The 24,931-nt window shown below is 65.1% G+C and carries 20 protein-coding genes, 1 tRNA gene and 1 pseudogene; 15 read left to right on the top strand and 7 right to left on the bottom strand.

From position 1 onward, the window contains the following. Positions 1 to 860 precede the first annotated feature (860 nt). The 8 genes and pseudogenes from LVJ94_05150 (at position 861) to LVJ94_05115 (ending at position 8,184) form a co-directional block, all read left to right on the top strand. Positions 861 to 1,151, top strand: coding sequence for a hypothetical protein (locus LVJ94_05150; GenBank protein ID WXB06629.1), 291 nt, complete (start codon positions 861 to 863; stop codon positions 1,149 to 1,151). A 4-nt stretch (positions 1,152 to 1,155) separates the two neighbouring features. After that, a pseudogene (locus LVJ94_05145) lies at positions 1,156 to 1,984 on the top strand (efflux RND transporter permease subunit). Then, entirely contained in the window at positions 1,948 to 2,736 is a 789-nt protein-coding gene (locus LVJ94_05140) for an efflux RND transporter permease subunit (GenBank protein ID WXB06628.1), read from the top strand. Before LVJ94_05145 ends, LVJ94_05140 begins: the two are co-directional and overlap by 37 nt. Beyond that, positions 2,712 to 3,341 (top strand): efflux RND transporter permease subunit, encoded by a 630-nt coding sequence (locus LVJ94_05135; GenBank protein WXB06627.1) that lies wholly within the window; start codon positions 2,712 to 2,714, stop codon positions 3,339 to 3,341. Before LVJ94_05140 ends, LVJ94_05135 begins: the two co-directional genes overlap by 25 nt. Beyond that, positions 3,239 to 4,129, top strand: coding sequence for an efflux RND transporter permease subunit (locus tag LVJ94_05130; GenBank protein WXB10680.1), 891 nt, complete (start codon positions 3,239 to 3,241; stop codon positions 4,127 to 4,129). The genes LVJ94_05135 and LVJ94_05130 overlap by 103 nt, the downstream gene beginning before the upstream one ends. A 186-nt stretch (positions 4,130 to 4,315) precedes the next feature. Further along, positions 4,316 to 4,606 (top strand): hypothetical protein, encoded by a 291-nt coding sequence (locus LVJ94_05125; protein ID WXB06626.1) that lies wholly within the window; start codon positions 4,316 to 4,318, stop codon positions 4,604 to 4,606. Between the two features lie 1,278 nt (positions 4,607 to 5,884). Then, a complete protein-coding gene (locus LVJ94_05120; protein ID WXB06625.1) occupies positions 5,885 to 6,163 on the top strand; it encodes a hypothetical protein in 279 nt (92 codons plus the stop codon). Continuing rightward, positions 6,160 to 8,184 carry a hypothetical protein gene (locus LVJ94_05115; protein WXB06624.1) on the top strand — a complete coding sequence of 675 codons (2,025 nt, stop codon included), beginning with the start codon at positions 6,160 to 6,162 and terminating at the stop codon, positions 8,182 to 8,184. The genes LVJ94_05120 and LVJ94_05115 overlap by 4 nt, the downstream gene beginning before the upstream one ends. 1,037 nt (positions 8,185 to 9,221) lie before the next feature. On the opposite strand, the gene LVJ94_05110 is transcribed toward LVJ94_05115, so the two are convergent. Both LVJ94_05110 and LVJ94_05105 read right to left on the bottom strand, forming a co-directional pair. Next, positions 9,222 to 9,926, bottom strand: a complete 705-nt coding sequence (locus tag LVJ94_05110) for a hypothetical protein (GenBank protein ID WXB06623.1) — start codon at positions 9,924 to 9,926, stop codon at positions 9,222 to 9,224. 105 nt (positions 9,927 to 10,031) lie between these two features. Then, the gene (locus tag LVJ94_05105) at positions 10,032 to 10,190 is read right to left on the bottom strand and encodes a hypothetical protein (GenBank protein WXB06622.1); all 159 of its coding nucleotides are present in this window, start codon (positions 10,188 to 10,190) and stop codon (positions 10,032 to 10,034) included. Between the two features lie 71 nt (positions 10,191 to 10,261). Between LVJ94_05105 and LVJ94_05100 the strand changes: the two genes are divergently transcribed. Then, positions 10,262 to 11,554 (top strand): site-specific integrase, encoded by a 1,293-nt coding sequence (locus LVJ94_05100; GenBank protein ID WXB06621.1) that lies wholly within the window; start codon positions 10,262 to 10,264, stop codon positions 11,552 to 11,554. Positions 11,555 to 11,570: 16 nt separating this feature from the next. Here LVJ94_05100 and LVJ94_05095 read toward each other — a convergent pair. Continuing rightward, positions 11,571 to 11,642: transfer RNA gene (locus LVJ94_05095), tRNA-Val, on the bottom strand. A 289-nt stretch (positions 11,643 to 11,931) separates the two neighbouring features. Here LVJ94_05095 and LVJ94_05090 point away from each other — a divergent pair. Continuing rightward, positions 11,932 to 14,061, top strand: a complete 2,130-nt coding sequence (locus LVJ94_05090; GenBank protein WXB06620.1) for a bifunctional aldolase/short-chain dehydrogenase — start codon at positions 11,932 to 11,934, stop codon at positions 14,059 to 14,061. On the opposite strand, the gene LVJ94_05085 is transcribed toward LVJ94_05090, so the two are convergent. The 3 genes from LVJ94_05085 to LVJ94_05075 are packed head-to-tail and all read right to left on the bottom strand — an operon-like array spanning position 14,021 to position 18,015. Further along, positions 14,021 to 15,112, bottom strand: coding sequence for a trypsin-like serine protease (locus tag LVJ94_05085; GenBank protein ID WXB06619.1), 1,092 nt, complete (start codon positions 15,110 to 15,112; stop codon positions 14,021 to 14,023). The genes LVJ94_05090 and LVJ94_05085 overlap by 41 nt on opposite strands. A 38-nt stretch (positions 15,113 to 15,150) precedes the next feature. After that, positions 15,151 to 16,308, bottom strand: a complete 1,158-nt coding sequence (locus LVJ94_05080; protein WXB06618.1) for a hypothetical protein — start codon at positions 16,306 to 16,308, stop codon at positions 15,151 to 15,153. Positions 16,309 to 16,317: 9 nt separating this feature from the next. Further along, complete coding sequence (locus tag LVJ94_05075) at positions 16,318 to 18,015, bottom strand: TonB C-terminal domain-containing protein (GenBank protein WXB06617.1); 1,698 nt, start codon at positions 18,013 to 18,015, stop codon at positions 16,318 to 16,320. Positions 18,016 to 18,221: 206 nt separating this feature from the next. On the opposite strand from LVJ94_05075, the gene LVJ94_05070 reads away from it, so the two are divergent. The 4 genes from LVJ94_05070 (at position 18,222) to LVJ94_05055 (ending at position 22,507) form a co-directional block, all read left to right on the top strand. After that, positions 18,222 to 19,250, top strand: coding sequence for an arginine N-succinyltransferase (locus LVJ94_05070; GenBank protein ID WXB06616.1), 1,029 nt, complete (start codon positions 18,222 to 18,224; stop codon positions 19,248 to 19,250). 15 nt (positions 19,251 to 19,265) lie between these two features. After that, positions 19,266 to 20,141: a lysophospholipase gene (locus LVJ94_05065; GenBank protein WXB06615.1), complete on the top strand. Its 876-nt coding sequence runs from the start codon at positions 19,266 to 19,268 to the stop codon at positions 20,139 to 20,141. Between the two features lie 75 nt (positions 20,142 to 20,216). Beyond that, the gene (locus LVJ94_05060; protein ID WXB06614.1) at positions 20,217 to 22,160 is read left to right on the top strand and encodes a GMC family oxidoreductase; all 1,944 of its coding nucleotides are present in this window, start codon (positions 20,217 to 20,219) and stop codon (positions 22,158 to 22,160) included. Between the two features lie 59 nt (positions 22,161 to 22,219). After that, positions 22,220 to 22,507, top strand: coding sequence for a hypothetical protein (locus tag LVJ94_05055; GenBank protein ID WXB06613.1), 288 nt, complete (start codon positions 22,220 to 22,222; stop codon positions 22,505 to 22,507). 156 nt (positions 22,508 to 22,663) lie between these two features. Here the strand turns inward: LVJ94_05055 and LVJ94_05050 are convergent, their stop codons facing one another. Beyond that, on the bottom strand, positions 22,664 to 24,097 hold the full coding sequence (locus LVJ94_05050) for an FAD-binding protein (protein ID WXB06612.1): 1,434 nt from the start codon (positions 24,095 to 24,097) through the stop codon (positions 22,664 to 22,666). Between the two features lie 67 nt (positions 24,098 to 24,164). On the opposite strand from LVJ94_05050, the gene LVJ94_05045 reads away from it, so the two are divergent. Further along, complete coding sequence (locus LVJ94_05045) at positions 24,165 to 24,923, top strand: porin family protein (GenBank protein WXB06611.1); 759 nt, start codon at positions 24,165 to 24,167, stop codon at positions 24,921 to 24,923. The last annotated feature ends 8 nt before the right edge of the window (positions 24,924 to 24,931 follow it).

The following is a 24,931-nucleotide window of genomic DNA, read 5'->3' as shown; positions in this document are numbered from 1 at the left end:
AGACCAACGGTGGGCAACCGCGTCGATGATCGACGCGGTTGGAAAGGCGGGAAGGAGCGCGATTATGGCCTCCTTCGTCATTCCGACGTTATCATCGTCTCCAACCGAGGTGATTATCACCCTAGTTGCCCAGCCCCTTCTTCCCGTCCTCTCCAACCGTCTCGACGACCATCGCAACGGTTGCCCATAGATGCCTTGCAGCCTCCCGCCGCGCGTCGAAGACAACCTCCTGCGCCTAGCAAAGTGGTGCACGGTGGGGAACACACGCCTCTTGTCTCGCGCCTCGCTCAAGCCAGTCGAACTTGATGGATATCCAGCGACCCCGTCTCCAACTGGACCGCTGTGAGGTCCGGTTGCTTATGACTGCCTTCGCAGCTCCGTTCCCTAGCCGCTTGGCAAAGAGGCGAACCCGCTTCAATCGGCGTCATTCCCCGACCGCTCGGGTAGAGGTCGACCGCCTCGCCGCCTATTTTCAGGCCCACGCGCTCCCCCGTCGATATTCAGCGAATGAGACGCGACGCGCGTGGCGCATACCTACAAGCACGTCGTGAAAGTCGAAGTTGATGAGAGCAAGCAGCCTGACCAGGTGTCTCTTGATTCGTTCGGCCCGGATGACCATCGAATCGACAAACTTCTCGACACGCACGTGCAGAGCCCCAAGGCTTCATTCGCCGGGGCAGGCGGCTCGAGACCAACCGGGGGCCACCGCATAGCTCACCTCTGCGATTGGAGAAGGCGGGAAGAAGCGCGCGATTATGCGGGGCAGTGCATAGTCGCGCTTTTTCTGTCTTTTCCAACCGTCACGAACAGAGTGACGGTTGCCATGGCTGACTTTGGGAGCTTTACGCAGTGCACGTCGCGTGGCCGTCGACAACCCGAGCCATCACCTTCGCCCCGGGCAGTCCGTGCATGCGGCTATTACCAGCGGCGATCCTGCGCATACCGCGATTTTGATTCCCCACGATTCGGTCGTGTACGTGGACGGCAAAGCGACGGCCTTCGTCGCGGAAACGGATACGCGCGTGCGCCCCGTACCGGTCCGCCTTGGAGGATCCGATGGAACGCGCCACGAAGTGCTGGAAGGCCTCGAGGCCGGACAGCGGGTCGCGGCCACGGGCGTGTTTGCGCTGAAGAGTGAGTTGTTCCGGTAATTCCATGGACAATCTCGTCGCCTTCTCGATTCGCGCCCGCAAGGCACTGGCGGCCTTGTTCGTCGCCGTCCTCGCACTCGGCATCGTGGCCGCACGGCGGTTGCCCATCGATGCCCTGCCGGACGTATCCAGCATTCAAGTCGACCTCCTGACCAAGTGCGGCGGCCTCGCGCCTGTCGAAGTCGAGCGAAGCGTCACGGTTCCGATCGAAAAGGCGCTAAACGGCATCCCAGGCAGCGTCCAAATACGAAGTATCTCGCGCTTTGGTCTCTCGGCGGTCACCGTCATCTTCGCCGACGGCACCGACATCTGGTGGGCCCGGCAGCTCGTGCTGGAACGGATCCGGCAAGTTCAGAGCGAACTTCCGCCCTCCGCCGAGTTACCGGAGTTGGCGCCTCCCTCCACGGGACTCGGGACGATCTACAAATTCGTGGTCCGCTCGGGACACCATTCGCCGATGCAGCTGCGCACCCTGCTCGATTGGGAAATCGGGGCCGCGCCTGAGGGACGTGCCCGGTGTGGTCGAGGTCAATCCCTTCGGCGGCGAGCTCAAACAGTACCAAGTCGTGGTCGACCCGACGAAGCTGCGCGCCCGCGCACTCACGCTCAACGACGTCATCGAGGCACTGTCCACCGCCAACGTGAACGTGGGCGGCGGCTACGTGGAGCGCGGCGGAGAGAGCTTCACGATTCGCGGCAAGGGCATGGTGGCCAACGAACCAGAAATAGCCGATATCGTGATTCGCACCGGCAAAGAAGGACCGCCCATCCTCGTCCGCACATCGGCGAAGTGCGCGTGGGCTCGGCCCTTCGGTATGGGGTCGTCACCCTGAATGGTGAACGCGAGGCGGTTTCGGGCCTGGTGATGATGCTCGCGCACGCCAACAGCCGCGACGTCATCTATGCCGTCAAACAGCGCATGGAGCAGGTCAAACGCGAGCTCCCTCCCGGCGTGACCATCGATGTCATTTACGACCGAGCCGACTTCGTGGAGCGAACCCTGTCAACGGTCGCGACGAACCTCGCCGAGGGGCTCCTCATCGTCACCGTCGTGCTCGCGATCATGCTTGGCACGATCCGCGGCGCCTTGGTCGTGGCCGCCGGCATCCCGGGCTCGATGGCCATCGCCTTGTTCGGCATGCACCTCTTCGGCGTCACCGGCGACCTCATGAGCCTCGGCGCCATCGACTTCGGCTTCTTGGTCGATGGTCCCATCGTCATTCTCGAGGCCATCATTGCTGCCACCGCGGGGCGAGCGCTCGTGGGCCGCGCAAGGGCCCGGGCCTATGCCGAAGTCGCCAAAGTGGTGATCAAGCCCGTCGCCTTCGCCGTCGCGATCATCATGCTGGTCTACATCCCTCTTCTGACGCTGGAAGGCGTCGAGGGAAAGATGTTCCGGCCGATGGCCATCACCATGGCCTGCGCACTTTTCGGCGCCTGGTATACTCGGTCCTCTTCTTTCCGGCGCTGTTGGTCCTGTGCGTCCCTCCTGCCAAGGGGCACGGGCCCGTCTGGTTGGAGCGCGTCGCCGAACGCTACGCCGAGCTCGTGGACATGCTCATGCGCATTCGCTGGGTCCTCGTAGGCGCCAGCGTTGCGGGGCTTTTCGGTGTGGTCTTCGCGTTCGCAGGCTCCGGAGCCGAGTTCGTCCCGCGCATTTTCGAGGGAGACGCCATCCTCGCCATGCTGCGCGCCCCCAGCGTGTCGCTCGAGGAGGCGCGCCGGCTCGATCTTCTCGCCGAGAAGGTCGTCCTCGGCTTCCCTGAGACCCAGAAAGCGCTCGGACAGAGCGGGCGCGCCGAGATGGCGCTCGATGCCGTGGGCAACAACAACACAGACATTCTCGTCCCGCTCAAGCCGATGAAACAGTGGCAGAGCGTACACAGCTTCGAAGAGCTCGCGAGCACGCTCAAGGATCGCGTCGAGAGTCAGGTCCCATCGACTTTCGTCTCGGTCTCGCAGCCCATCGAGGACCTGACCAATCAGCTCATTGCAGGTTCACGCGCAGACGTATCCATCAAGATCATCGGCCCGGAGCTGAACGAGCTCGTCGATTTCTCAACCGCGTCGGCGATGTCGTTCGGGACATTCAGGGCACGGGCGACCTCAAGATCGAGCGCATCATGGGGCAGCCGACCATCACCGCCACCGCGGATCGATCGCGCATGGCTCGCCACGGCGTCAAAGTGAAGCACGCCTTCGACGTGCTCGCCGCATCGCGCGAAGGCGTCTCCGTCGGGCAGGTGTACGAACAGGAGCGCCGCTTCGACTTGCGCATTCTCGTGCCACCGTCGCAGCCGAACGCCGAAGCGCTCTCGGATCTATTCGTCGAGACAGGGCGCGGCGAGAGCGTCCCCATGCGGGAAGTCGTCGTCTTCGAAGAAGGTGACGGACCCTCGGTCGTGAAACGCTTGAACCGCGAGCGCATCATTCGCGTCGACGTCAACCTTCGCGGCCGCGATCTCGTCTCTTGGGTGGACGAAGCGAAGAGCAAGGTTGCGAGCCAGGTGTCACTTCCCAGCGGCTACCGTCTCGAATGGGGCGGACAATTCGAGAATTTCGAACGCGCGTCCGCCCGGCTCGCGCTCGTGGTGCCCGCCGTCGTTGCCGTCATCCTCGGCATGCTGTTCCTCATGTTCCGGAGCCTTCGACCTGCCTTCGCGGTGTTCCTTCTCGTTCCCTTTGCCGCCGTCGGCGGCATGCTCGGCCTCTTGGCTCGGGGGCTTCCCTTCAGCCTTCCCGCCGCCATTGGTTTCATCGCGCTCGGCGGTATTTCGGTGCTGAACGGTGTGGTCATTGCCACGGCAGCTCGAGGCGCACTGCTCGAGGGAGAATCCGTGGATGCGGCCGTCGCCACGCGAGCGCGATCACCTGCGCCTGGTGAGCGGCAAGTTGTATCGGAGCTGTACCCTCAGTGCATCTCCCCAGCGACGATGGCGTTACCGGACAGCACCGTCTCGAGCGCGGTCTTCCCCTGAGAAAGCAGCCGCATCGCTCGATCTGCAAGCTCGTTCGAGACCTCCCGCATCGAGGCCACTGGGAGCAATAGGACCGACATGCTCGGATCCCGCCCGTCTTTCAGCGTGAGCTCGAACTCGTAGAGGCCCGCCCATTCGAAATGGGTACTCCGGCTCGAGGAACGTCGGCTTCTGCTCCAGGGCGCGATGGAGATCGAAACCACCGACGTCGAGCACCGTCTCGATCGGCACCCTGGCATCGTGCGCGCGATGGATCCGCGCCATCGCGTTCATCGAACGGATCCGCGTTTCGAGCTCGTCGAGATCGTCCACCGATACCAGATCGCTCTTGTTCAGGATGATGTCGTCCGCGAATGCCACCGCTGCTTGCATTCGTCGCTGTCGTCGAGGTGCGTGTGGACATGGCTCGATTTCAAGCCCTCGGATCTCTGCCGGCATCGAGGCAACATCTTGGGTGGACAGCCGCGACCTTCCTGACCTGCGCAGGAATGTCTTCAAAGAGGCCCGCCGTCGGAGCGCCTGTCCCCTTCCGCCAGGGCCGGCGAAACAGTGCCACCGTGCAGGCGACGAGCGCGCTTCTTCACCCATGGTAAGTCGGACAAAAACGAGAACCATCTCGCTGTTTGCCATACTCAGGTATGACCTGGACCGAGCGACCTTTGACTCTCGAGCCCCAGCACGCACTCGTTGATCCGTAACGGCTAGCCCTTACGTCGCATGTCCGTGACTTGGCCGGCAATCGACGTTACCAAGAACCGCATCAAACAAGCACCATCCTCACCTTAGGAGGTCGTTGTGATGGGAAGAAAACGGCTTGATGCATCGAAGCTCCGACGCCTCGCGGTCAAATACGGAGTGGATCCAAGATCCATCGAACGAGAGGCACGAGAACCCGGATCTGTGCGTGGAATGGCAGGCGAGCGAGCTCGCGCGGCACTGCGTGATCCGATTCTCTCTGAGGCAATCTGAACGGGGGACCGTCCATCGTCTTTGACAAAACAGAGGCGGCCGCGCCGGGCGGTCACCCGACGCGGCCGACACGGCCGATTCATGAACAAATCTCGAATACCACACGCGGACGGGAGTGGCAAACGCGCTCGCGGCCAGAACGACTCTAATATACGAATTCAACTATCGCTACTCGGACGGGCTGCGCTCGCCTATGTGACTCTTCTGGGATTCTTCGTTTTCCCCCTGCTGCGCGGCAGGAAAGAACCGGACGGCAGGCTCGCAAGGCGCGGGTACCTCGATGCGACGCAGGATCGGAATTGCATCATTCGGTGGTGGCAGTGCGCGCCGGAGGCCAACGTCGGCATCGCATGCGCGGCGTCGGGCCTTTGCGTCCTCGACATTGATCCTCGCAACGGAGGTGATGAAACCCTCATTCGGCTCGAATCACGACGGCCTTTGCCGACCACGTGGAGGGTACTCACTCCGAGCGGGGGCTGGCACTTCTACTTTCGATATTTGGGTAACGACAACGTCGTAGGCACGCTCGGTGAAGGGATTGACGTCAAGCATCGAGGTTACGTCGTGGCCCCCCCCTCTATCCACCCCAACGGGGGTCAATACCGTTGGGATTCAGGAACACACCCCGTCGAATCCCACATCGCCCCCCTTCCCTCGAATCTTCAACGCATCTCACCCAGCAAACGCATCACGCAACCGATTGGCTCGGCAGCGGAATCCTTTCTTGGTATCGCATTCGCGAAGGCGTCGTGGCTTGGTCGGCCACTCGGCGGAGGGAAGTACGCCGTGCGGTGCCCGTGGGTACACGAGCACTCGCGTGACGACCACAGCGGAAAGGCTCGCGGCGGCGGGGATGATTCCAGCGCGGCGCTTTTGCCGCCCACGGGCGAGGTGCGGCTCGGCGCATTCCGTTGCCAGCACGCGCATTGCGTCGGAAGGACGATCCTCGATGTGATTCGCGCGCTTCCCTACGAAGCAATCGAACGCGCGGCGCGTGCGCATCCGGCGGCCTACCAACGAGCCGTTTACCGTCTCGCCCTCAACGCCAAGAGGGACAAGCCGTGAGCGACGACGAAATTCCGTTCGCCGACATGAGCGGCGATGCGCACCAGAACGCCGATTCGGGCCTCCCCAAGAGCACGTCTAACGTGGTCGACTTCACGGGAGCGCGCTCGAAGCACAAGACGAAGACGTTGAGGCTCGTGGAGCTTCTCAGGACCTTCTGCATCCGGCGCACCCCCGACCACGTATTGGTGTCGCTGGATGCGGCGGGTGCGGCGGTTCCCATCAAGTCCAAAACATTTATCGATCAAGTCCGCAAATCGTATTTCGAAGCCCACCAGGATAGCGCGACGCGAAACGCGGTCGAGGAGGCCTTGAACTACATCGGCTCGGACGCTCCCGAGACCGACGTGACCCCCGATCCCTCAGCCGATACATCGACCGAGCCATCCGTTTCGGCCTCCCAGCTCCTCGTGGAGCTGGCACGCACCAAGACGGAGCTTTTCCACGACAATCAAGACGCTGCCTACGCAACCATCGTTCAAGACGAACGGCACGAAACACTGAAGCTTCGCTCCAACAAGTTTCGATGTTGGCTCAATCGAGAGTTCTACAAGGACTTTGGGAAGATTCCCGGCGGGCAGGCAAAATCCGACGCCCTGAGCACCCTCGAGGGGCTGGCCGTGCACGACGGGCCGCGGCGCGATGTCCATCGGCGAACCGCAGAGGCGGGCAATGCCATCTTCATCGACCTGGGCAATGACGCGCGGGAGATGGTCGAGGTGACGGGCGACGGCTGGCGCATCGTCACGAAAGCGCCAATTAAGTTCCTTCGGCCCAAGACGCTGCACGCCCTGCCCCGCCCCGTATCGGGGGGCAGCGTCGACGAGTTGCGGACCTTCTTCAATTTGAAGGACGAATCTCACTTCAAACTACTCGTCGCTTGGTTGGTCGCCGCGCTTCGCCCCCGGGGGCCCTACCCGATTCTCTGCCTTCAGGCCGAGCACGGCGCGGGCAAGAGCACAGCGACCCGCTTCGCGCGCGAGCTCGTGGACCCCAACCCCTCGCCCATTCGGTCCGCCCCCCGGGAGATGCGGGACTTGGCCATCGAGAGCAACAGCTCGCACGTGTTGGCGTACGACAACCTAAGCGGGCTGCCGGTATGGCTCTCGGACGCTCTTTGCCGCGTATCGACCGGCGGCGGCTTCGCCACGCGGGGACTGTTCACCGACGACGAGGAGATCATCTTCGACGCCGTGCGGCCGATCATCCTCAACGGCATCGACGACATCGCCACCCGGGCGGACCTGGCGGACCGAAGCTTGTTGATCGCCCTGTCGAGGATCCCCCCGGACGAGCGCCGCCCCGAGAAGGAGCTGATTGCCGGATTCCAAGAGGCCAAGCCCCGAATCTTCGGCGCCCTGCTCACGGGGTTGTCCGGCGCTTTGGCGCGCGAACCCTCGGTCAAGCTGAGCGCCCTACCTCGCATGGCGGACTTCGTGATCTTCGCGACGGCCGCGGAGCGCGCCTTTGGATGGAAGGACGGGGAGTTCTACGCGGCCTATATAGAGAACCAGCAGCAGGCCATTGCGGCGTCTCTGGAAGCCAATGCGGTGGCCTCCGCCATCATGGAGCTGCTCGACAAGCAGTTTGAATGGAGTGGCAAGGCTACGGACTTGCTCAAGGAACTGGGCACGCTCGTCCCGAACGAGCTTCGTCGCTCTCGTGATTGGCCGAGGGCCGCCAATGCTTTAACGAAGAGAATAGGAGAGTCGCTGCCGTCGCTGCGCCACCTGGGCATTGAGGTGGTGCGTGGCCGCACCAATGACCGGCGGAATATCACGCTCTGCCGCGCGAGAAAGGTAGGAACCGACCAGGCGCCCGCCGCGGCACCGCCGCCGTCGGCAAGAGCGGAGGAAACCGGTGAGGACGACCCTCCACCTGACCTGACTGACCTCACCGCGTTCGCAGACAGCACCCCGCATGGCGGTGAATGGAAGAAAGTAGCGGGCCGATGGATATGGACGGCTCCGTCAACACGAAACCCAGGCGCCCCGCAACCCTGCCGTCCAGAACGGACGTGACGCACTTTTACGATCCGCTCCGTCGCGTCGCCGCCCTTAATTGCGCGGCGGCGGCGCGACAAGGCTAAACGGGCAAAGCATCGTCACGAGCGTCACCGCCGTCACGCGAGCCCAGCACCTTCGGCCCCGATGGCCAAAAGGAGCGACGCCGCGGACGTCTCGATGGACGGTGCCGTCAACGCCGCGTGACGGTCACCTCGCAACGCCCAGCCCCAACGGTCCGAGGGACCGTCACGGTTCACCGTCCGAAAATTCGCCGGCGAGCGCGAACGTGACGATGGTGACGGTGTCTTTGGCAATACGGTCCAATTGCAACACCGCGCTTGCCTAGGTGCATCGGCAAACGAGCATTGTTGCGCAAATCATCGTCACGACCGTCACCTCCGCCATCTCGGCCGAACTTGACGATGCTGCGGGTTCCCTATGCTGCGCGGTAAAGCACGCGTTTCCCGGTTGCGCAAAGCTGATTTTGCAGATTCACGCGCTGGGAGTCGACGTTCAGCCCGAAGACCGGGCACATCGGACGAATATGGGACGAGACGCCAGGCTTGGCCAACCCTTCAAACGCATCCCCGTGAACATCGGACTGGATGACGTGATCAGGTGTCTCCCTGATTTTCTCGGCGCGCCTGCGAATCCTCGACAAATGGCCCCCGCCGTCAGAAGCGGCGGGCAAAGTTCCCGACAAATATCAACGGAGCACACCGTGGAAGGGCGAATCCTTCGGGAAATCGTCCCCGCCGTCTGAAGCGGCGGGGGGAAATCGCGATGAATCCGCATGACGCGTCGAGGAAGGGCTCCGGCTCGTAGGCAAAGGTGCTCCGTTGGAGAGAGACGCGCCCCCTCACGAGCAACCTGGCTGTGCGCTTGCCGCTGGCAGGTGTATTTGCTCGAATCGCCGCTCCATCCGACTTGGACAGGAAGAGCGTGCCACTGGTCTCCTTTTTAAGTCGCAGCAATCGCAATTAGCGAACTGCTAGGCCCCATTCACGCGAGGAAATCCCGTCACGCCAGGCTACTTTCGCCTCATCGCGGCCTCACGCCTCGTCGTGCGCGCGTTCCACATCGTCGGCCACGCGATCGCGCGTTAACATGCTTGGGCGCCTCCAGCCACAGTCCTCCAGATAATTGAGGTACGCGATCCGAGGGCTCTCGGAACTCTTGTACACCCCGCGCCGCACGACATGTTGCACGGCGTCGAAGAGAGTGGGGGCCTTCTTATCCAGCCCAGTAAACCCACGCACCGTCAACTCGACGACGTTCGCGTCGACACGCGCCAGGTACTCGGGAAAGCGAGCTCCCAAGACATCGCGGACATAAGCCACGCGCTGCTCGAGGCTCATGTTTGGACGGCTCGTCAAACTGAGCTCGACGGCCTCCAAGTATCGGAGCGCGGCTTCCTGGGCCAAATTGGGTCGGCGCATGTACAGCATCCACATGCGGTCGAGGCTCTCCGCGATGACGCCGTGCGTTTTCTCGTCCTCGACGTCCGCCGTCCCGCCCTCGAGCAGGTCGACCATGCCTTGAAGGGTCTCGATAAGCCTCTTACCGCGCTCGATCGCGCCACGCATCCGGGGCGGCGGCGGGGCGCACAGCCTTTCCCCTCGCTCATGTGTAGCCGCGGACCGGTCGTCGAGGGCCGCATCCTCCGCGTCGCCCTCCTCGGGCCTGGCTTCCGACGTGGCCGGCGCCCCCGACGCCTCCATCGCTCGAAGCCCTCGTTCGCACTTGCTGTCTGCCATGTAACGCTTAGCCCTTACCCCGGATCCGCGCGACAGCAAGTACTCAACGCGAGTACACGCAGGGTTCATGGAACCCGGCGATGCGAGCTCCCCGTCCCCACGGCCTTACCTGACGACGGCCGACGCCGCCACGTACTGCGGATTCAAGACGACCGGCGCCCTGCGCAAGGCGAAGCTCGAAGGCCGCATCGCCCCGGCATTTCGCCGCGGCGGCAAAGCGCGGGCCACGTGGATGTGGGCCGTCACCGAACTTGACCGTTTCATGCGGGGCCCGGCTGCGGATAGCATGCCCTCGGATCGTCCGGGTGCGCCTCCGACCGATGAAGGAGAAGCACATGGACCGATGGGTCAAACGATGGAACACGTGGATGGCTCCGACGAAATTGCCAGGAGTCTGGAAGGTGAGGGACGGAGGGCACTTCGTGCGGGCTCGGGTCACCGACCCGACGACGGGCCGCCAGGACGAGATCAAGAAGGTACTGACGGAGATCGACAACGAGGTCGACGCGCTCAAGTGGCTGGATGCGGAGAAAGCACGCATCAAAGCCGGCGGCGCCTCGGTCCTAGCTCCGAAGCAGCGATTCGCCGACTACGCGCCCTCGCTGCTAGAGCGAAAACTGAAAACCGGTGAGATCAAGAGCGCCCGCGGGCGCGAGCGCTGGATCTACCCCCTTGTCCATTTGATTCAGGGAACGAAGGGCGTCTCGGGGTTCGGGGAGCTCTTCATGGATCAGATTCAGCCCATGCATTTCGAGAATTGGCGTGCTGGTATCGGCGAATTGATATTGGCCAAGGACTATTCGCCAATCACGGCAAATGGCTGGCTCAACATCCTTCGGCACATCATGGCGCGCGCCACGCGCGAGCTCAGATTGGGAATCAACCCCATCGATGGCGTGAAGGCGTTCAAGACGACCGACCACGAAACTTATACGGAGGAAAATCCAAACGCCCTCGCGCCCGAGGAGCTGACGGACTTCCTCGTCTGCATGTACGAGGAGTTCGCGATCCAGTATGCGATGAGCTACCTGGGCTTCGCGACCGGCCTTCGCCCCTCGCACATGCGGCCGCTGCGACGCAAAGGCCCCACTCCCGACATCCTTTGGGACGAAGGGGTCGTTCTCGTGCGCCGCTCGCACACGCTCAACGCGATCATGAACACGACCAAGACCGGGCGCCGCGATCGCATCCACGTCCCCGCCGAGGTCATGGGCGTGCTCCGTTGGCACGTCGACACGCAACTGACCACGCCCGAGCAACAGGCGTCCGAGCTCCTCTTCCCGGCGGACGACGGAGGCTGCCGCTCGGAGGGCTTCCTGGCGAAGGTCTTCCCGAAGGTGTGCCGGATGATCGGCCTGAAGAAGAAGCTCACGCCCAAGGGCATGCGGCGGACCTTCAACGACCTGTCCCGCCTCGTGAGCATGGACGACGTCATTCAAAAGTCCATCTCTGGCTGGACGTCACCGCGAATGCGCGAGCTGTACTCGACGGTTCACCCCGCCGAGCAACGCGAGAGCATTGGTCGGGTGCTTCGCCTCGTGCAAGGAGGCAAAGCATCCGAGGGTGGTCTGCAAGGTGGTGCGCACGAAGGGGAAAGTGGTCTGCATTCCCAACTTGCTACTTCGTAAACACCGGAAATCCTTGTAGGCGCGATTGGGATTGAACCAACGACCCCTACCGTGTCAAGGTAGTGCTCTACCACTGAGCTACGCGCCTGCTTTGCGAGAGCGTGGAATAGCGAGGCCCGCTCCCGCTGTCAAGGCAGGTTGTGAACCTTCCGTGAACGTTCGCTCCGCCATCGCCACGGCACCCCGGAAATTCTCGGGGCCGCCCTCAGCTCTTTTTCTCCGCCCCCGCCCCCACGCGCCTGCGCCGCGCAACGAACGCTACCGTGGCAAGGCAATGCTCCACCTTCTTCGAGCTACCCGCCCTGCTACGCGAGAGCGTAGAAGCATGGGACGAGCGAACTAGCCGCACGGCCAGCGGCGAGCACGGGAGGTAGTCGGTGAAATCACGGTACGTCGATGCAGAAGCGGCGCATTTTCAGCAGAATTTGACCTCCCGGGGCGTCGCAGAAACCGTCGCCGCCCGCACGTACACGGCGCGCCTCCTTGGCCAGGACGCGTCGCTCGTCCTTCACGGCGGGGGGAACACCTCCGCAAAAGGTGTCGAGCGCGACGTTTTTGGCGAGGGCGTCGAAGTCCTCTACATCAAGGGCTCGGGAAGCGACTTGGCCTCCATCGAGCCGGCCGGCCACCCTGCCGTGCGCCTCGCCACCTTGCGCAAGCTCCGCAGCCTCCCCGCCCTCACCGACGAGCAAATGGTCAACGAGCTGCGGCTCGCCCTGCTCGATGCGCATGCGCCCAACCCCAGCGTCGAAACCTTGCTCCACGCCTGGCTTCCTGCGCGTTTCGTGGACCATACGCACGCCGACGCGGTGCTTTCCATCGCCGACCAGCCCGATGCCGAGCGCATTTGCACGCACGTCTACGGGCGCGGACTCGTGTGGGTCCCCTACGTCATGCCCGGCTTCGAGCTCGCCAAACGGTGCAGCGACGCCTTCGACGCCGTCGTCAAACGAGGCGAAACGCCGACGGTCATCGTCCTGGAGAAACACGGCATCTTCACCTTTGGCGAGACGGCAAAGGAAAGCTACGAGGCCATGATCGCCGCCGTGACCCGGGCCGAGCGCTACCTCACGGACTCACGGCGCACCACGAGCTTCCTACCCGGTCAGATCTCCCCCGCCGGCAGCCTGGCCTCGTCGCGCCACATGCTCTGGGGCAACTCGGACCGCGCGCGCTTGCTCCCGCGCATCCGCGGCGTGCTCGCCAAGCTGGCCGGCGAGGCCAGTGAATCCGGACCGCTCCTCTCCGTCCGCACCACCGACACCGTGCTCTCCTTCCTCGAACGCCCCGATGCCGAGGAGCTCGTGGCCATCGGGAGCGCCACCCCCGACCACGTCATTCGCACGAAGCCGACGGCGCTCTTCTTGGGCAAGCCCGACTACGCCGACCTGGACGAGTTCCGCGACCGCGTCGAGCACGCGATCGTCCAGTATGCCCATGCGTACGACAACTACTTCGAGTCGATGTGCCGCTCGAAGAACGTGCAGCGCAAGAAGCTCGATCCGTGGCCGCGGGTCATTCTCCTGCCCGGCGTGGGCATCTGCGCGGTGGGACGCACCCTCAAAGAAGCGGACATTGCGGCCGACATCTACGAGCACACCGTGCAAGTGATGACCGACGCCGCGGACATCGGCACCTACGAGCCGGTGAGCCGGTCCGATTTGTTCGACATGGAGTACTGGAGCCTCGAGCAGGCCAAGCTGCAGGTCGGCAAGAAAGCCCCAGCTCCTCTCGCCGGCAAAATTGCCCTGGTCACCGGCGCCGCCTCCGGCATCGGGCAAGCCACCGCGGCGAAGCTCTTGCAGCTCGGAGCGCACGTGGCGCTGCTCGATCGCGATGGCGAGGCGCTGGCGCACGTTCATGAAGGGCTCGCGGCCAAGCACGGAAAGCGCACGGCGCTGGCCATCACCTGCGACGTCACCCAGTCGAAGAGCGTGAGCGCCGCCACGAACAGCGCGGTCGCATTCTTCGGGGGCCTGGACATCGTGGTCTCCAACGCGGGCAATGCGCCGGAAGGCCGGCTCGACACCGCGCGCGGAGAGGAAACCCTTCGCGAGTCGCTCGAAATCAACCTGCTCGCACACAACCACGTGGCACGCGCCGCCTCCGAGGTGATGCTCGCGCAAGGTACCGGCGGCGTGCTCCTCTTCAACGCCAGCAAAGCGGCGTTCAATCCGGGCGCAGGATTCGGCCCCTATGCCGTCGCCAAATCCGCGCTGGTCGGCTTGATGCGGCAATACGCCGTCGACCTCGGGAAGTACGGCATCCGCGCCAACGCGGTGAACGCCGACCGCGTGCGCACGCAGCTGTTCGGCGGCGGCCTCGCCGAGTCGCGCGCGAAAAACCGCGGGCTCACGGTGGACGAGTATTTCCGCTCGAATCTGCTGTCGCGTGAGGTGGAGGGCGAGCACGTCGCCGATGCCTTCGTCTACTTGGCGCTGGCGCCGGTCACCACCGGGTGCATCGTCACCGTCGACGGAGGGAATTCCTCCGCCTTCCCGCGCTGAGCAGCGCCATCGCGGCAAGCCAACCCATGGCCTCGCCCGCCGTCAGGTGGGCCGAGGCCGCGCAACCTTGGTCGCTGGCCGCGCCGGAATTCACCTTGGCACCGGCCAAGTCGTTGTTCCCATCCGAGAGAAGCCCCGCATCGGCCCAATCGAAACGCGGGGCATTGGTCCACGCGGGCGGCTCGTACGCGCCATCGCGGGCGGCCTCGAGCGCCGCATTCACGATGAGATCGCGAAACGCATCGACCCGCGTGTAGACGGCGCCGACGCATTTGTCGGCGTCGTGATCTTGCCCGCCGCGCGACAGCACGCCAAACGTCACGGCCTTGCCGGCGGCGTAGCTTCGTTGCTCGAATGCGCCCGAGCCGGAATCTCCCTGGCAGGTGCCGTCATCGGTGATGAACTCGCTCGCCCGAAGCTCGTCGTCCTTCGGGCAACCGATTTTCGCATCGCCCGGGATGCACGCGATGGCGATGTTCTCACGAATGCGGCGCGTCCCAGCGCCCTTTCCCGCGGGCGAGATGGCCCCGTAGCCAATGGCAGCCACGGCCCGATCGTAGCCGGGATCGGTGAGCGGCCGCTCGATGGCGGGCGTGGCCATCGGCGAGCCCTCGGGCAACAGCGTCTCCAGCTCGATGAGCGCGATGTCGTTGCCGCAAAGCTTCGGACTGTCCGGCACGAACACCTTTTTCGCGCGGTAGATCACCGCTTGCGCGTTCTGCATGCGCACGTCATTGGTGACCCAGAACGAGCTCGCATCGCGCGCCGCACCGAAGGTATCCGTCGCGCAGCGCACCACCTCGCTGCTGATGGACGCCACACAATGCCGCGCGGTCAGCACCAGGTTCGGCGCGATGAGTGCGCCGGAGCACAGCACCGACGTCTGCCGGTCCACGATGCCCACGGCGAAGGCATCGCTTACGTCGACGTCGCCGCCCTGAATGGCCTGCGCAGACTCCGCCGCGGATTCCTCTTCCAGCGCACTGCGCTCGCAGCCCGCGCCCATCAAGAGGCACACCACCGCCATCGCCCGACCCGCGTTCGTCCGCATCAGACCTCCGGAAGTGGGACTCCCGGATTCTGATGGCCCTAGCCGGGTCCGGGTTTCTCGACGGCTTCTTCCGTACCGAGCGGCGCTTCGTCCTCGCTGCGGCCGTCGTCACGGCGCATGCGCTCCTCTCGCTCGGCGAGAAGCGTGCGCCACATGGCGCGGTCGTCGGAGAACGCGAGCATCATCCACACCGCAGCCGCGGCCGCCGCCAGCGCGCGCAGCGGCGCATCGTAGGCACCGCGCCCGATCAGCGCGAGCGCCAGTGCGCTCGTGATGGTCAGCACCTGACGGCGTTGAAGCACGGCCACCATGGCGAACAGAATCGACGCAGCCACGAGAAATGTCGCAATGGCTCCCAAGCCGTACGATGGCGGAACGCCCACCGCTTCACCCAGCGACGTATGCAGAATCGCCTGCCACGGCTCCGCCCCCGGCAGCGCCCCGCGTGCCGCGCCCCACGTGACCACGAAGGCGGCGGCCACGGCGATGCTCGACATGATCTGCCCCAGCAGGCGCGTTCGCGTTCCCAACCAAGCCGCGGCGACCAGCTGCCCGATGCCCTCGAACACCACGGCCCCCGTCGCCGCCACGCGACTCCACCCGTACAAGTTCGCACTCGCGTGATCCCCCGCGACCACCGCGAGTTCCCACGCGAACAAACGCACCAGCGCCGCGAGCCCGAAGAAGCCCAACACCGCCCCCACCGCGCGCGTATGCGCCGAGCGCAGCGAATTGAGTGCGGCGCTGATCGCCAGGCTGCTCGTGGCAATCGACATCAACACCGCGAGGGCCAGAGGCAAGCGCCGTTGGAACGCGGGCAGCACCGTGGCCACCACGATGCCCACGCTGATGACCGTGGCGATGCGCACGCCGAATCCGAGCTTCGGCCGCCGCGACACCTCGAAGAGCCCCATCAAGAGTGCCGCGATGAGGATGCACGACATCGCGTACGAGCTGACGGCCGCCGCGCGATCCCAGAAGACGACGACGTTCTCCGAAGCATTGCCCCGAAGCCCCGGCGCGATGATGCGCCCCAGGATGGCCGCCACCACCCCGCAAACCGCCGCCACACGCAGGATCCACGTCGAGCGCACCACCGGCCCAGGCCGCGCCTGCGGGGCCGCTCCTGCTACGTCTTCGGGCGGAGGTTCGCCCTGGGGTTCTTCGTGCGACGGACGATCAGCAGGGGCAAGCACGGCGGCAGTCTAGCCCGATGTACCCATTCGTGTTGGGGGCAAAAAGAAGCCCTGGCGCGTATCCGGGGTGTTGCCCGGCGGCGGGCCCTCGTTGGGCCTCGGACGCGGAAGCGGCGACGGGGTGGGGTCCTCCGGCGGCGAGGACGGAGGTGCGGTGAGCATGAACGGCCGCGCGTTGATGGTCGAGCACGCGTAGTCGTCACGGTGGAATTCCCAGTGCAAGTACACGCGACCGTCGGGCGAAACGATGGCCGAGGGCGCGGTTCCGAAGGGCGATGCGCGCTGCACCGAGTCCAGGGCGGCGATGTCGAACGCGGTGATGCCGCTGGTCCTGACCACGCCCATATGGTGAAGCTGCCCGTCCTTGGTCAGCACGATTTCGAGCCGCGTCATCAGCTTTTGGTCGTTCATCGGGTGCGACGGCGGCAGGCTATCCAGCGACCCTAGGAAATTGTCCGCGAAAATCGGGTGAATCCGATTGTGCATCGACACCAAGTACGTCGCGAACGGCACCTTGGCCGTGTTCAGCGCGGTCGTATTGCCCGGCTTCACCGACGTCACGTAGTTCTCGATGGCGCTGCGCCATCGCTCGAAGTTCGACGCCACCCAAGAGCCACGATGCTCGCTCTTGCGGCGTTCCCCGTCGGCCAGACGCTCTTTGCGAAGCTGATCCTGCCCCACCACGGCAATCACGCCCTGCTGGTTCAAGTTCAAATTGACCTGCCCCGGCCCGGGCTTTCCGCCGAGACCGAGCATCTGCACCCCGCTCTGGCCGCGCCCCTTGTTGTTCGCGTTCTGCTGCCCGGGATGCATCGGAATGCCCCCCGTGGCCCCCGGTCGGATCGGGTTGAACGACCAGCTTCCACCCTGCGAACTGATCACGTCCGGCGAATTCATCGCCCCACCGGGCAGCGCCTGCCCTTGCGAATTCTGCGAGGGTTGCCCGTCCCCGCCCGACTGCGGCGGCACCTGCGACGACGGCCCCTGGGATGCGGTGGGTCCCATGGCCTTGTCCGGCGGCGGCATCGGCTGGACGGTGAACTCGGTGCCCTTCTCGCCCGGCGCGCGGTTCTTCTCGCCCGCGTGCTCCTCGCTCTCGGCGATCTTGTTCTTGTCGCTGTCGCCCATCTTGGGGTCGGCCCCCGGATGGTTGCCGCCCGGCGTCGGGTTCGGATCGTCCTGATCGTGCGACGTCTGCGTGGCCACCGACTCCTGCTCGACCTTGTTGGCCTCGTCCCCGACGAACTTTGCGTTGGGGTTGTCCTCCTGGTCGGGCTTGACGTGCTGCTTCACCGCGATGCGCTTGTCGTCGAGCGCCTTGGGCGGAGGGGTGACTTTGGCCTCCTCCTTCTTCTCGACGATGGCGATCTTCTTTTCCTCGGGCTTCGGCGCGTCCTTCTTCGGCGGCGTGGCCGCGGCGGCCTTGTCCTTCTCTTTTTCCTTCTTCTTCTCGGGCTCGGGCGGCGGAGGCGGCTCCTCCGGTGTCTCGTCCGCTTTGGCGCCCATGTCGAGGACGAACTCCTGCGGCACCTCGCTCGAGCGAACGCGCTCGCGCACCTTGTTCCCCAAATCTTCCAGGGCGACGCGATCCAGATGCGCGTTTGCCACCCATTTGCCGCCCTGGGCCGCGTCCCAATGGAGGTGGACGGCGGCGGCAATCACCACCAGCCAGACCAACCATGAGGTTCGGCGATCCGTCGGCAACATGAGGAAGACCCTAGAGACTAAAACCTCCCGCCTACAGATGCCAGGTTGCGGGCCCGATTACGGTGCAGCCCGACCGGCTTTTTAGGTCATTTCCGCAAGCGATCTCGAGTGATTTCGGCAGAATTCCGCTGAAACCCGACCATTTCACCGCCGTCGACCGCGCGGGCTGGACGAAACTCGCAACTCTGTGGCAGAAACGCCGGCGCATGCCGGCCTTCGAGATTCGCGGTGCCCTCGCCTCCGATGAGGACGAACTCCTCGAGCTGGCGCATCACCTGAACACGGTCAATCTGCCCTTCAGCCGCGACGCCATCGCGCACCTGCTGGACCTGGCGCAGAAGAGTTTCACCGGGGAACTCAAGGATGCGAAGCGTCGGGAGTACGTCTTCGTCCTCGTCGATTGCGAGAAGAAGCGCATCATCGGCACCTCGATGATCATTGCTCAGCTCGGGCGGAGGGATGCGCCGTACATCTACCTCGACGTCATCGACGAGGAGCGCTACTCGGCCACGCTGGACCGACATTTCAAGCACACGGCGCTCTCCATCGGCTACTCGTACAACGGCCCGACGGAGATCGGCGGCCTGGTCTTGCTGCCCGAGTACCGGCGCTTCCCGGAGCGGCTCGGGCAATTCATCTCGTACGTGCGCTTCCTCTTCATCAAGCTGCACCGCGAGGCCTTCCGCGACGAGCTGCTCGCCGAGCTTCTTCCCCCGCTCGAGGCCGACGGCACCTCGCACCTCTGGGACGCCCTGGGCCGGCACTTCACCGACCTGAGCTATGCCGAGGCCGACGTTTTGTCGAAGCAAAACAAGGAGTTCATTCGCGGGCTCTTCCCCGAAGGGACCATTTACGCCTCGCTCTTGCCGCAGCAGGCACAGGACGTCATCGGCAAGGTGGGCGGGCAGACGCGCGGGGTCGAGAAGATGCTCCGCCGCATCGGTTTCCGCTACGCCGAGCGGGTCGACCCGTTCGATGGCGGCCCGCATTTCACCGCGCCCACGGACGAAGTCACCTTGGTGCAGCGCTCGGGCAACACTGTGGTGAAGGCCATCGGCGAGGATTCCTTGCGCACGAAGAATCGGTCCATCGTGGCCGCGCAAACGGCGGAACCGCCGTACTTCCGCGCCGTGCTCGCGCACTGGGATGCCGAATCCGGCACCCTGGAGGCCGACGCCGCCGCGCACCTCGGGGTCTCGGTGGGCAGCGAGATCGGCGTGCTGTCGCTCGACTGAGCTCGATGGATCTCGATGGTGAGACCGCCCTTCACCGAAGAGATCGAGATCCGCACCGCCGACGGCGTCTCACTCCGGGCCACGGCGCAGGAGCCGATCTTGCGCGCGCGCGGCACCGTTCTTCTGGCGCACGCGGAGTTCGCATCGCGGCAGTCGTTCCTCCGTGACGGACGAGGGCTCGCCCCGTTCCTCGCCGGGCAGGGCTTTCGCACCCTGGCGTTCGACTTTCGCGGCCACGGAGAGAGCCCGTCGGAAAGCGAGGTCACGTACGACGCGTTCATCCGGCACGATCTCGCCGCCGTCGCCGAGTGCGCGCGGGCACGCTGGAAGGGGCCGCTGGTCGTCGTCGGCCACGCGCTCGGCGGGCACGTTGCGCTCGCCGCCCGCGGCACGGGGGCCATCGACGCCGACGCCATCGTGGCCATCGCCACCAACGTGTGGCTCCGGCGCTTCGAGCCATCGTTGCTCAGGTGGCAAGCCAAGCGCGCCGCCATGGCCTATGTGGCGAACATGCTCGAGGCCCGCGGGCACTTCCCCGCGCGCGCATTGGGGCTCGGCACCGACGATGAATCCTCGAGCGTGATGCGCGCCGCCGTGCGCGCGGCCCGCGAAGGCACGTGGACGAGCGACGACGGGGCCATCGACTACGTCCGCGCGCTCGCCAACGTGCGCATCCCCGTGCTCGCCATCGCCAGCAAGGCCGACAAGCTTCGTTGTGTCCCCGAGTGCGCGGAGCGCATGCTGGAGTGCACCGCCGGCATCAAAGACGTGCAGGTCATCGCAAACGACGATCGAGGCGGCGCCGCCCCGGGGCACATGTCCCTCGTCACCGGCCGCCGCTCCTCCCACGTGTGGGAAGCCGTCGCCGCCTGGCTTTCTTCGAGGGATTAGGGGTTAGGAGCGGGGGTTGGGGAGCAGGAGGAGCTTGCTTCCTGAACATTCTGCATTTACAGAATATACAGGATCATGGCACTCAACGCGCAAGAACAGCGAATCGTCATAGCCCTCGCCCGCGCAGCCATTCCCGACGGGGATATCCTGCCCGGCGGCGGCGAAATCACCGTGACGCGCCTCCAGCGCTTCCTGAAAGACGGCACCGAGCTGCATTGGCTGGGCATCAAGGCCCTGCTCTGGGCCGCGGAGCTGGCGGCCATTCCTTCCACCGGTCGCCGGCTGTCGAAGCTTCCCCTGGAGCGGGCGCGAACCTTTCTCGAGGACTGGCAGCGTTCGCAGATCCATCCACGGCGCGCACTGCTCCGGGCCATCCTCACGCCGCTCAAGGCCGCGCACTACGACGACGCGGACATGTTCGAGCGGGTCGGCTGTTCGTACGGCAAATCGGGCGATCCGGTGCGGGATCAGCGCACCCGTCTGAAGCTAGTCACCACCGACGAGCCGGTGCGCTGGATGCAGCGCGTGCGCGACGGGCGCAGCATCCGGCAGAACCTCCAGGTGGAGTGCGAGGTCGTGGTCATCGGCACGGGCGCCGGCGGTGCAGCCTGCGCTTACGAATTGGCCTCCCGCGGCCGCGCGGTGTTGCTACTCGAGGAGGGCGACTACCATCGCCGCTCGTCCTTTACCGCGCGCGCGGCGGAGATGTCGCGCAAGTTGTACCGCGACCAAGGGCTCACCGTCGCCGTGGGCAACATCGGCACCCCCGTGTGGGCCGGCCGCGCCGTCGGCGGCAGCACGGTGATCAACTCGGGCACGTGCTACCGCGCGCCCGGGCGCATCTTCGATCGGTGGGAGCGTGAACTGGGCCTTGGCGAGGTCGCACACGACGAGCTCGCGCCGTATTACGAGCGCGTGGAGCGCATGCTCGAGGTCACACCGGCGAAGCGCGAGCTCACGGGCGGCATCGGCCGGGTCATCTCCCGCGGGGCCGATGCCCTCGGGTATTCGCATCACCCGCTGCAGCGCAACGCGCCCGACTGCGACGGACAGGGCGTATGCGTCTTCGGCTGCCCCACCGGCGCGAAGCGCTCCACCGACGTGAGCTACATTCCGCAAACGCTGCTCCGCGGGGCAGAGCTCATCACCGCCGCCGAGGCGACGAGCATCTGCATCGAAGACGGCCGCGCGCGCGGTGTTCGTGCGCGCCTTGGCTCGGGCTACGAGCTGCGGGTGCGCGCCGACGCCGTGGTGCTCGCGGGCGGTGCCCTGATGACGCCCGTGCTCCTCGAGCGCGCAGGCCTTCTGCAGGGCAACGCCGCATTGGGGCGGAACCTCTCGATCCACCCGGCCACGCGGGTCATCGCCGTGTTCGACGAGCCGATCGACATGGCCAATGCCATCCCGCAGGGCTACGCGGTGGACCAATTCAAGGACGAAGGGCTCATGTTCGAGGGCGGCTCCACGCCGCTCGACGTCACCGCCATCGGCGTACCGTGGGTGGGCAACGCCTTCAGCCGGCTCATGGAGCAGTACCGCTACATCGCGCAGTTCGGCATCATGATCGAAGACAGCTCCCGCGGCACGGTCCGCGCCGTTCCCGGCAGCGCCGCGCACCCGTTCATCACGTACAACATGAACGACGCCGACTGCGTCAAAATGGCCCGCGCCGTCGCCATCCTCAGCGAGATCTTCCTCGCCGCCGGCGCACGCCGCGTGCTCCCCATGCTCCCCGGGCTCGAAGAGGTGCGCACGGGCTCCGAACTACGCCGCCTCGCCACCCATGCCTTCCACCCCGGCGACTTCGACGTCACCGCCTACCATCCCCTGGGCACCTGCCGCATCGGCACCGATCCCCGCACCTCCGTGCTAGGCCCCGACCACGAGACGCACGAAATCGAAAGCCTCTACGTCGCCGACGGCTCCGCAGTCCCCTCCGCACTGGGCGTCAATCCGCAAATGACCATCATGGCCATGTCCCACCGCGTCGCGGAATTAATCGACGCCCGCCTCGCGTAGGGGGTGTCCTCCATTCGGCCGACTTTCTGCGCGCGCCTCCAATGGGCACGTTGGCAGGCATGACGAAGAATCTATTCACCACCGCACTCGCCCTGCTCCTCGGCGCATCCCTCAGCGCCTGCGCCACCGAAGCCTCCTCCGCCGACGAGGAAATCCCGGCCACCACCGAGCAAGCCATCGGAGATCCATGCTGCCGAGGCGGCGACTACATTTGCCAATCCACCGGCCGCGAATTCACCCACGGCATCGGCGCCACCTGCGGCCCCACCGCCGGCGCCGCCCGCACCGCCTGCGAGAACCATTGTCCGGAAGCGTGCAAACATTCCAGCTGGAACTATTGCAACTAGAGTATTCGCACCGAGACGCTACGCGTTATGGAGCGCCGGCAGGATGCTGGCTGACACGATTGCAAAGCCGGCCAGAGGCCGGCGGACCGCCGGATGGAAGCCGGCGCTCCATGCTCATTCGCGACGTGGCTCATGTGCGACTTGGCGCGGCCGCGATTAGCAAGCGCCGTGGCCCGGGCGGACGGGGAAGATTTTGCCCGGGTTCAGGAGCTGCTTCGGATCGAAGACGCGTTTGATGTCGCGCTGAAGCGCCATCAGATCTTCCGATTGCTCCAAGGGCATGTACGCCGCTTTGGCGAGACCGATACCATGTTCGCCGCTCAACGTGCCGCCCAGGGAAATCGTGAGGCGCATCAGCGCCTCGATGGATTGATCCACGGCGACGCGCTCGGCTTCGTCGTTCCATAGAAAATTGACGTGGAAGTTCCCATCGCCGGCATGCCCGTAGGTCAAGTATCGCACCTTCGTGCGCGCGCCGATCTCGTCGACGCCGTCGAGTAGCTCCGCGATGCGCGAACGCGGCACCACGATGTCCTCGGACAACTTGTACTTCGCAAGCTTTCGCGTCGCCGGCGACAGCATCCGCCGCGCCTCCCAGAGACGAGCACGCTGCGACGGGTCCTGCGCCGCCAGAAGATCGATCAACCCTTCGCCGCGCCCCAGCACGTCGGCAATCTGCTCGAGCAAGGTCGCAATCGTCGCCGCCTCGCCATCGACCTCGATGAGCAACATCGCGTGCGCCCGCGGATCGATGGCCACCTTCTGGGCGCGCACCGCGTCCAAGGTCGCCGAGTCCAGCATCTCCAGGCAGCGAGGCACCAACCCGCGCGCGACCAGCGCACTCACCGCCGCGCCCGCGTGGCGGACGTCGTCGAACAGCGCGAGCACCGTCGCCACCTCGGGCGGCTTGGGAACCAGGCGCAGCGTGATCTCGGTGAAGACGCCGAGCGTCCCTTCGCTGCCCACCAAGAGTGAGGTCACGTCGTAGCCCGTCACGCCCTTCACGGTGCGCTTGCCGGTGCGGAGCACCCGCCCGCCCATGAGCACCGCCTCCAGCCCGAGCACGTACTCGCGTGTCACCCCGTACTTGAACGCGCGCGGACCACCCGCGTTCTCGGCGACGTTGCCGCCGATGCAGCAGCTCCCCAGTGAGTTCGGGTCCGGCGGATAGAAGAAGCCCTCGCGCTCCACCATCGCGTGAAAGTCACCGGTGACGATTCCGGGCTCGACCACCGCGAGAAGATCCTTCGCGTTGATCTCTTTCACCTGCTTCATCGCGTCGGTCGCGAGCACGATGCCGCCCACCACGGGAACGGCTCCGCCCGTTCGGCCGGTGCCTCCCGCACGCGGCGTGACGGCAACGCCGGTGCTCTCGGCAATCTCCAAGGTGCGCCTCACGTCCTCGGCATTCGCCGCCAAGACCACGGCGGCGGGCACGAGCCCCGTGGCCTCACTCTCGTCGCGCGCGTAGTTCTCGCACGCGTCTCCGGTGAGCACTTTGGAGTCTCCGAGTGCGCGTCCGAGCTCCAGAAGAGCCCGTGTGATCGACTCGGGTGAAGGCAGCGGCAATTTTGGAAGGGCGATGAGCACGCGAGTAACGTAGCGCGGCCCGCGTCGAAGCGGTGCTCCATGCAACACCAAAAATAGGATGCGAATCATGTATGAGAAACCCAAAACGCGGTCGCTGACCCTCGTCGGGCTGGCGGCTTTTATCGTTCTCGCTACGATTTTCGTTCCTGCGCGAGCGCAGGCGCAGCAGCGCGATCTTTTGAGCCTCCCCGGCTCCAAGGGTCAGCTCGCCATCGACTCGCTCATGGGATTCCGAATCGGCGCGTTCAGCGGTGTCTCGTACGCGGGTCCCCTCGGCTTCTCCACCCAGTCGTACAAAGCGGATGACGTCCAAAACAACAATGTCGAAGTCACCACCCGGCTGACCACGTTCTGGTTCGCCCCGGCGGCGGACTACTTCATCCTCGATCACCTCTCGGTCGGCGGCTTGCTCGAAATCGCGTCGACGAGCCGCACGGACAAAACCAAGACGAGCAACAACGGAAGCACCGTGGAGAACGAGACGGATCGTCCCACCACCACGGCCTTCACCTTCCTACCGCGTGTAGGTTACATGTTTCCCATCACCAGCCGCTTCGCCATCTGGCCGCGCGGTGGCATCGGCTACGCCTCCCGCCAGAACGTGGTCGGCGCGGACAAGGACAGCTTCTCCTCCCTCATCTTCTCGGCAGACGTCCCCGTCCTCTTCCGCATCAACGAGACCTTCTTCCTGAGCGCGGCCCCCGAGCTCACCTTCTCACTCGGCGGCAAGCACACGCTCGATGCAAGCAACTCCTCGCGGTCCGCCGACGCGAGCTTCTTCCAATTCGGCCTGGTTACCGGGCTCGGCGTCTTGCTCGATCTGTAGCGACGTCT

The organism is Sorangiineae bacterium MSr11367 (assembly GCA_037157805.1).
Lineage (GTDB): Bacteria > Myxococcota_A > Polyangia > Polyangiales > Polyangiaceae > Pendulispora > Pendulispora rubella.
This window is presented reverse-complemented; position numbering and strand designations above follow the sequence as displayed.

Bases quoted from the DNA above. Each gene is read 5' to 3' on its own strand.
- LVJ94_05125 (WXB06626.1), top strand. From the start codon at position 4,316: ATGGAGATCGAAACCACCGACGTCGAGCACCGTCTCGATCGGCACCCT.
- LVJ94_05055 (WXB06613.1), top strand. From the start codon at position 22,220: ATGACGAAGAATCTATTCACCACCGCACTCGCCCTGCTCCTCGGCGCA.
- LVJ94_05110 (WXB06623.1), bottom strand. From the start codon at position 9,926: ATGGCAGACAGCAAGTGCGAACGAGGGCTTCGAGCGATGGAGGCGTCG.
- LVJ94_05075 (WXB06617.1), bottom strand. From the start codon at position 18,015: ATGTTGCCGACGGATCGCCGAACCTCATGGTTGGTCTGGCTGGTGGTG.
- LVJ94_05100 (WXB06621.1), top strand. From the start codon at position 10,262: ATGGACCGATGGGTCAAACGATGGAACACGTGGATGGCTCCGACGAAA.
- LVJ94_05065 (WXB06615.1), top strand. From the start codon at position 19,266: ATGGTGAGACCGCCCTTCACCGAAGAGATCGAGATCCGCACCGCCGAC.
- LVJ94_05045 (WXB06611.1), top strand. From the start codon at position 24,165: ATGTATGAGAAACCCAAAACGCGGTCGCTGACCCTCGTCGGGCTGGCG.
- LVJ94_05135 (WXB06627.1), top strand. From the start codon at position 2,712: ATGCGCATTCGCTGGGTCCTCGTAGGCGCCAGCGTTGCGGGGCTTTTC.
- LVJ94_05085 (WXB06619.1), bottom strand. From the start codon at position 15,112: ATGCGGACGAACGCGGGTCGGGCGATGGCGGTGGTGTGCCTCTTGATG.
- LVJ94_05070 (WXB06616.1), top strand. From the start codon at position 18,222: ATGCCGGCCTTCGAGATTCGCGGTGCCCTCGCCTCCGATGAGGACGAA.
- LVJ94_05105 (WXB06622.1), bottom strand. From the start codon at position 10,190: ATGAAACGGTCAAGTTCGGTGACGGCCCACATCCACGTGGCCCGCGCT.
- LVJ94_05060 (WXB06614.1), top strand. From the start codon at position 20,217: ATGGCACTCAACGCGCAAGAACAGCGAATCGTCATAGCCCTCGCCCGC.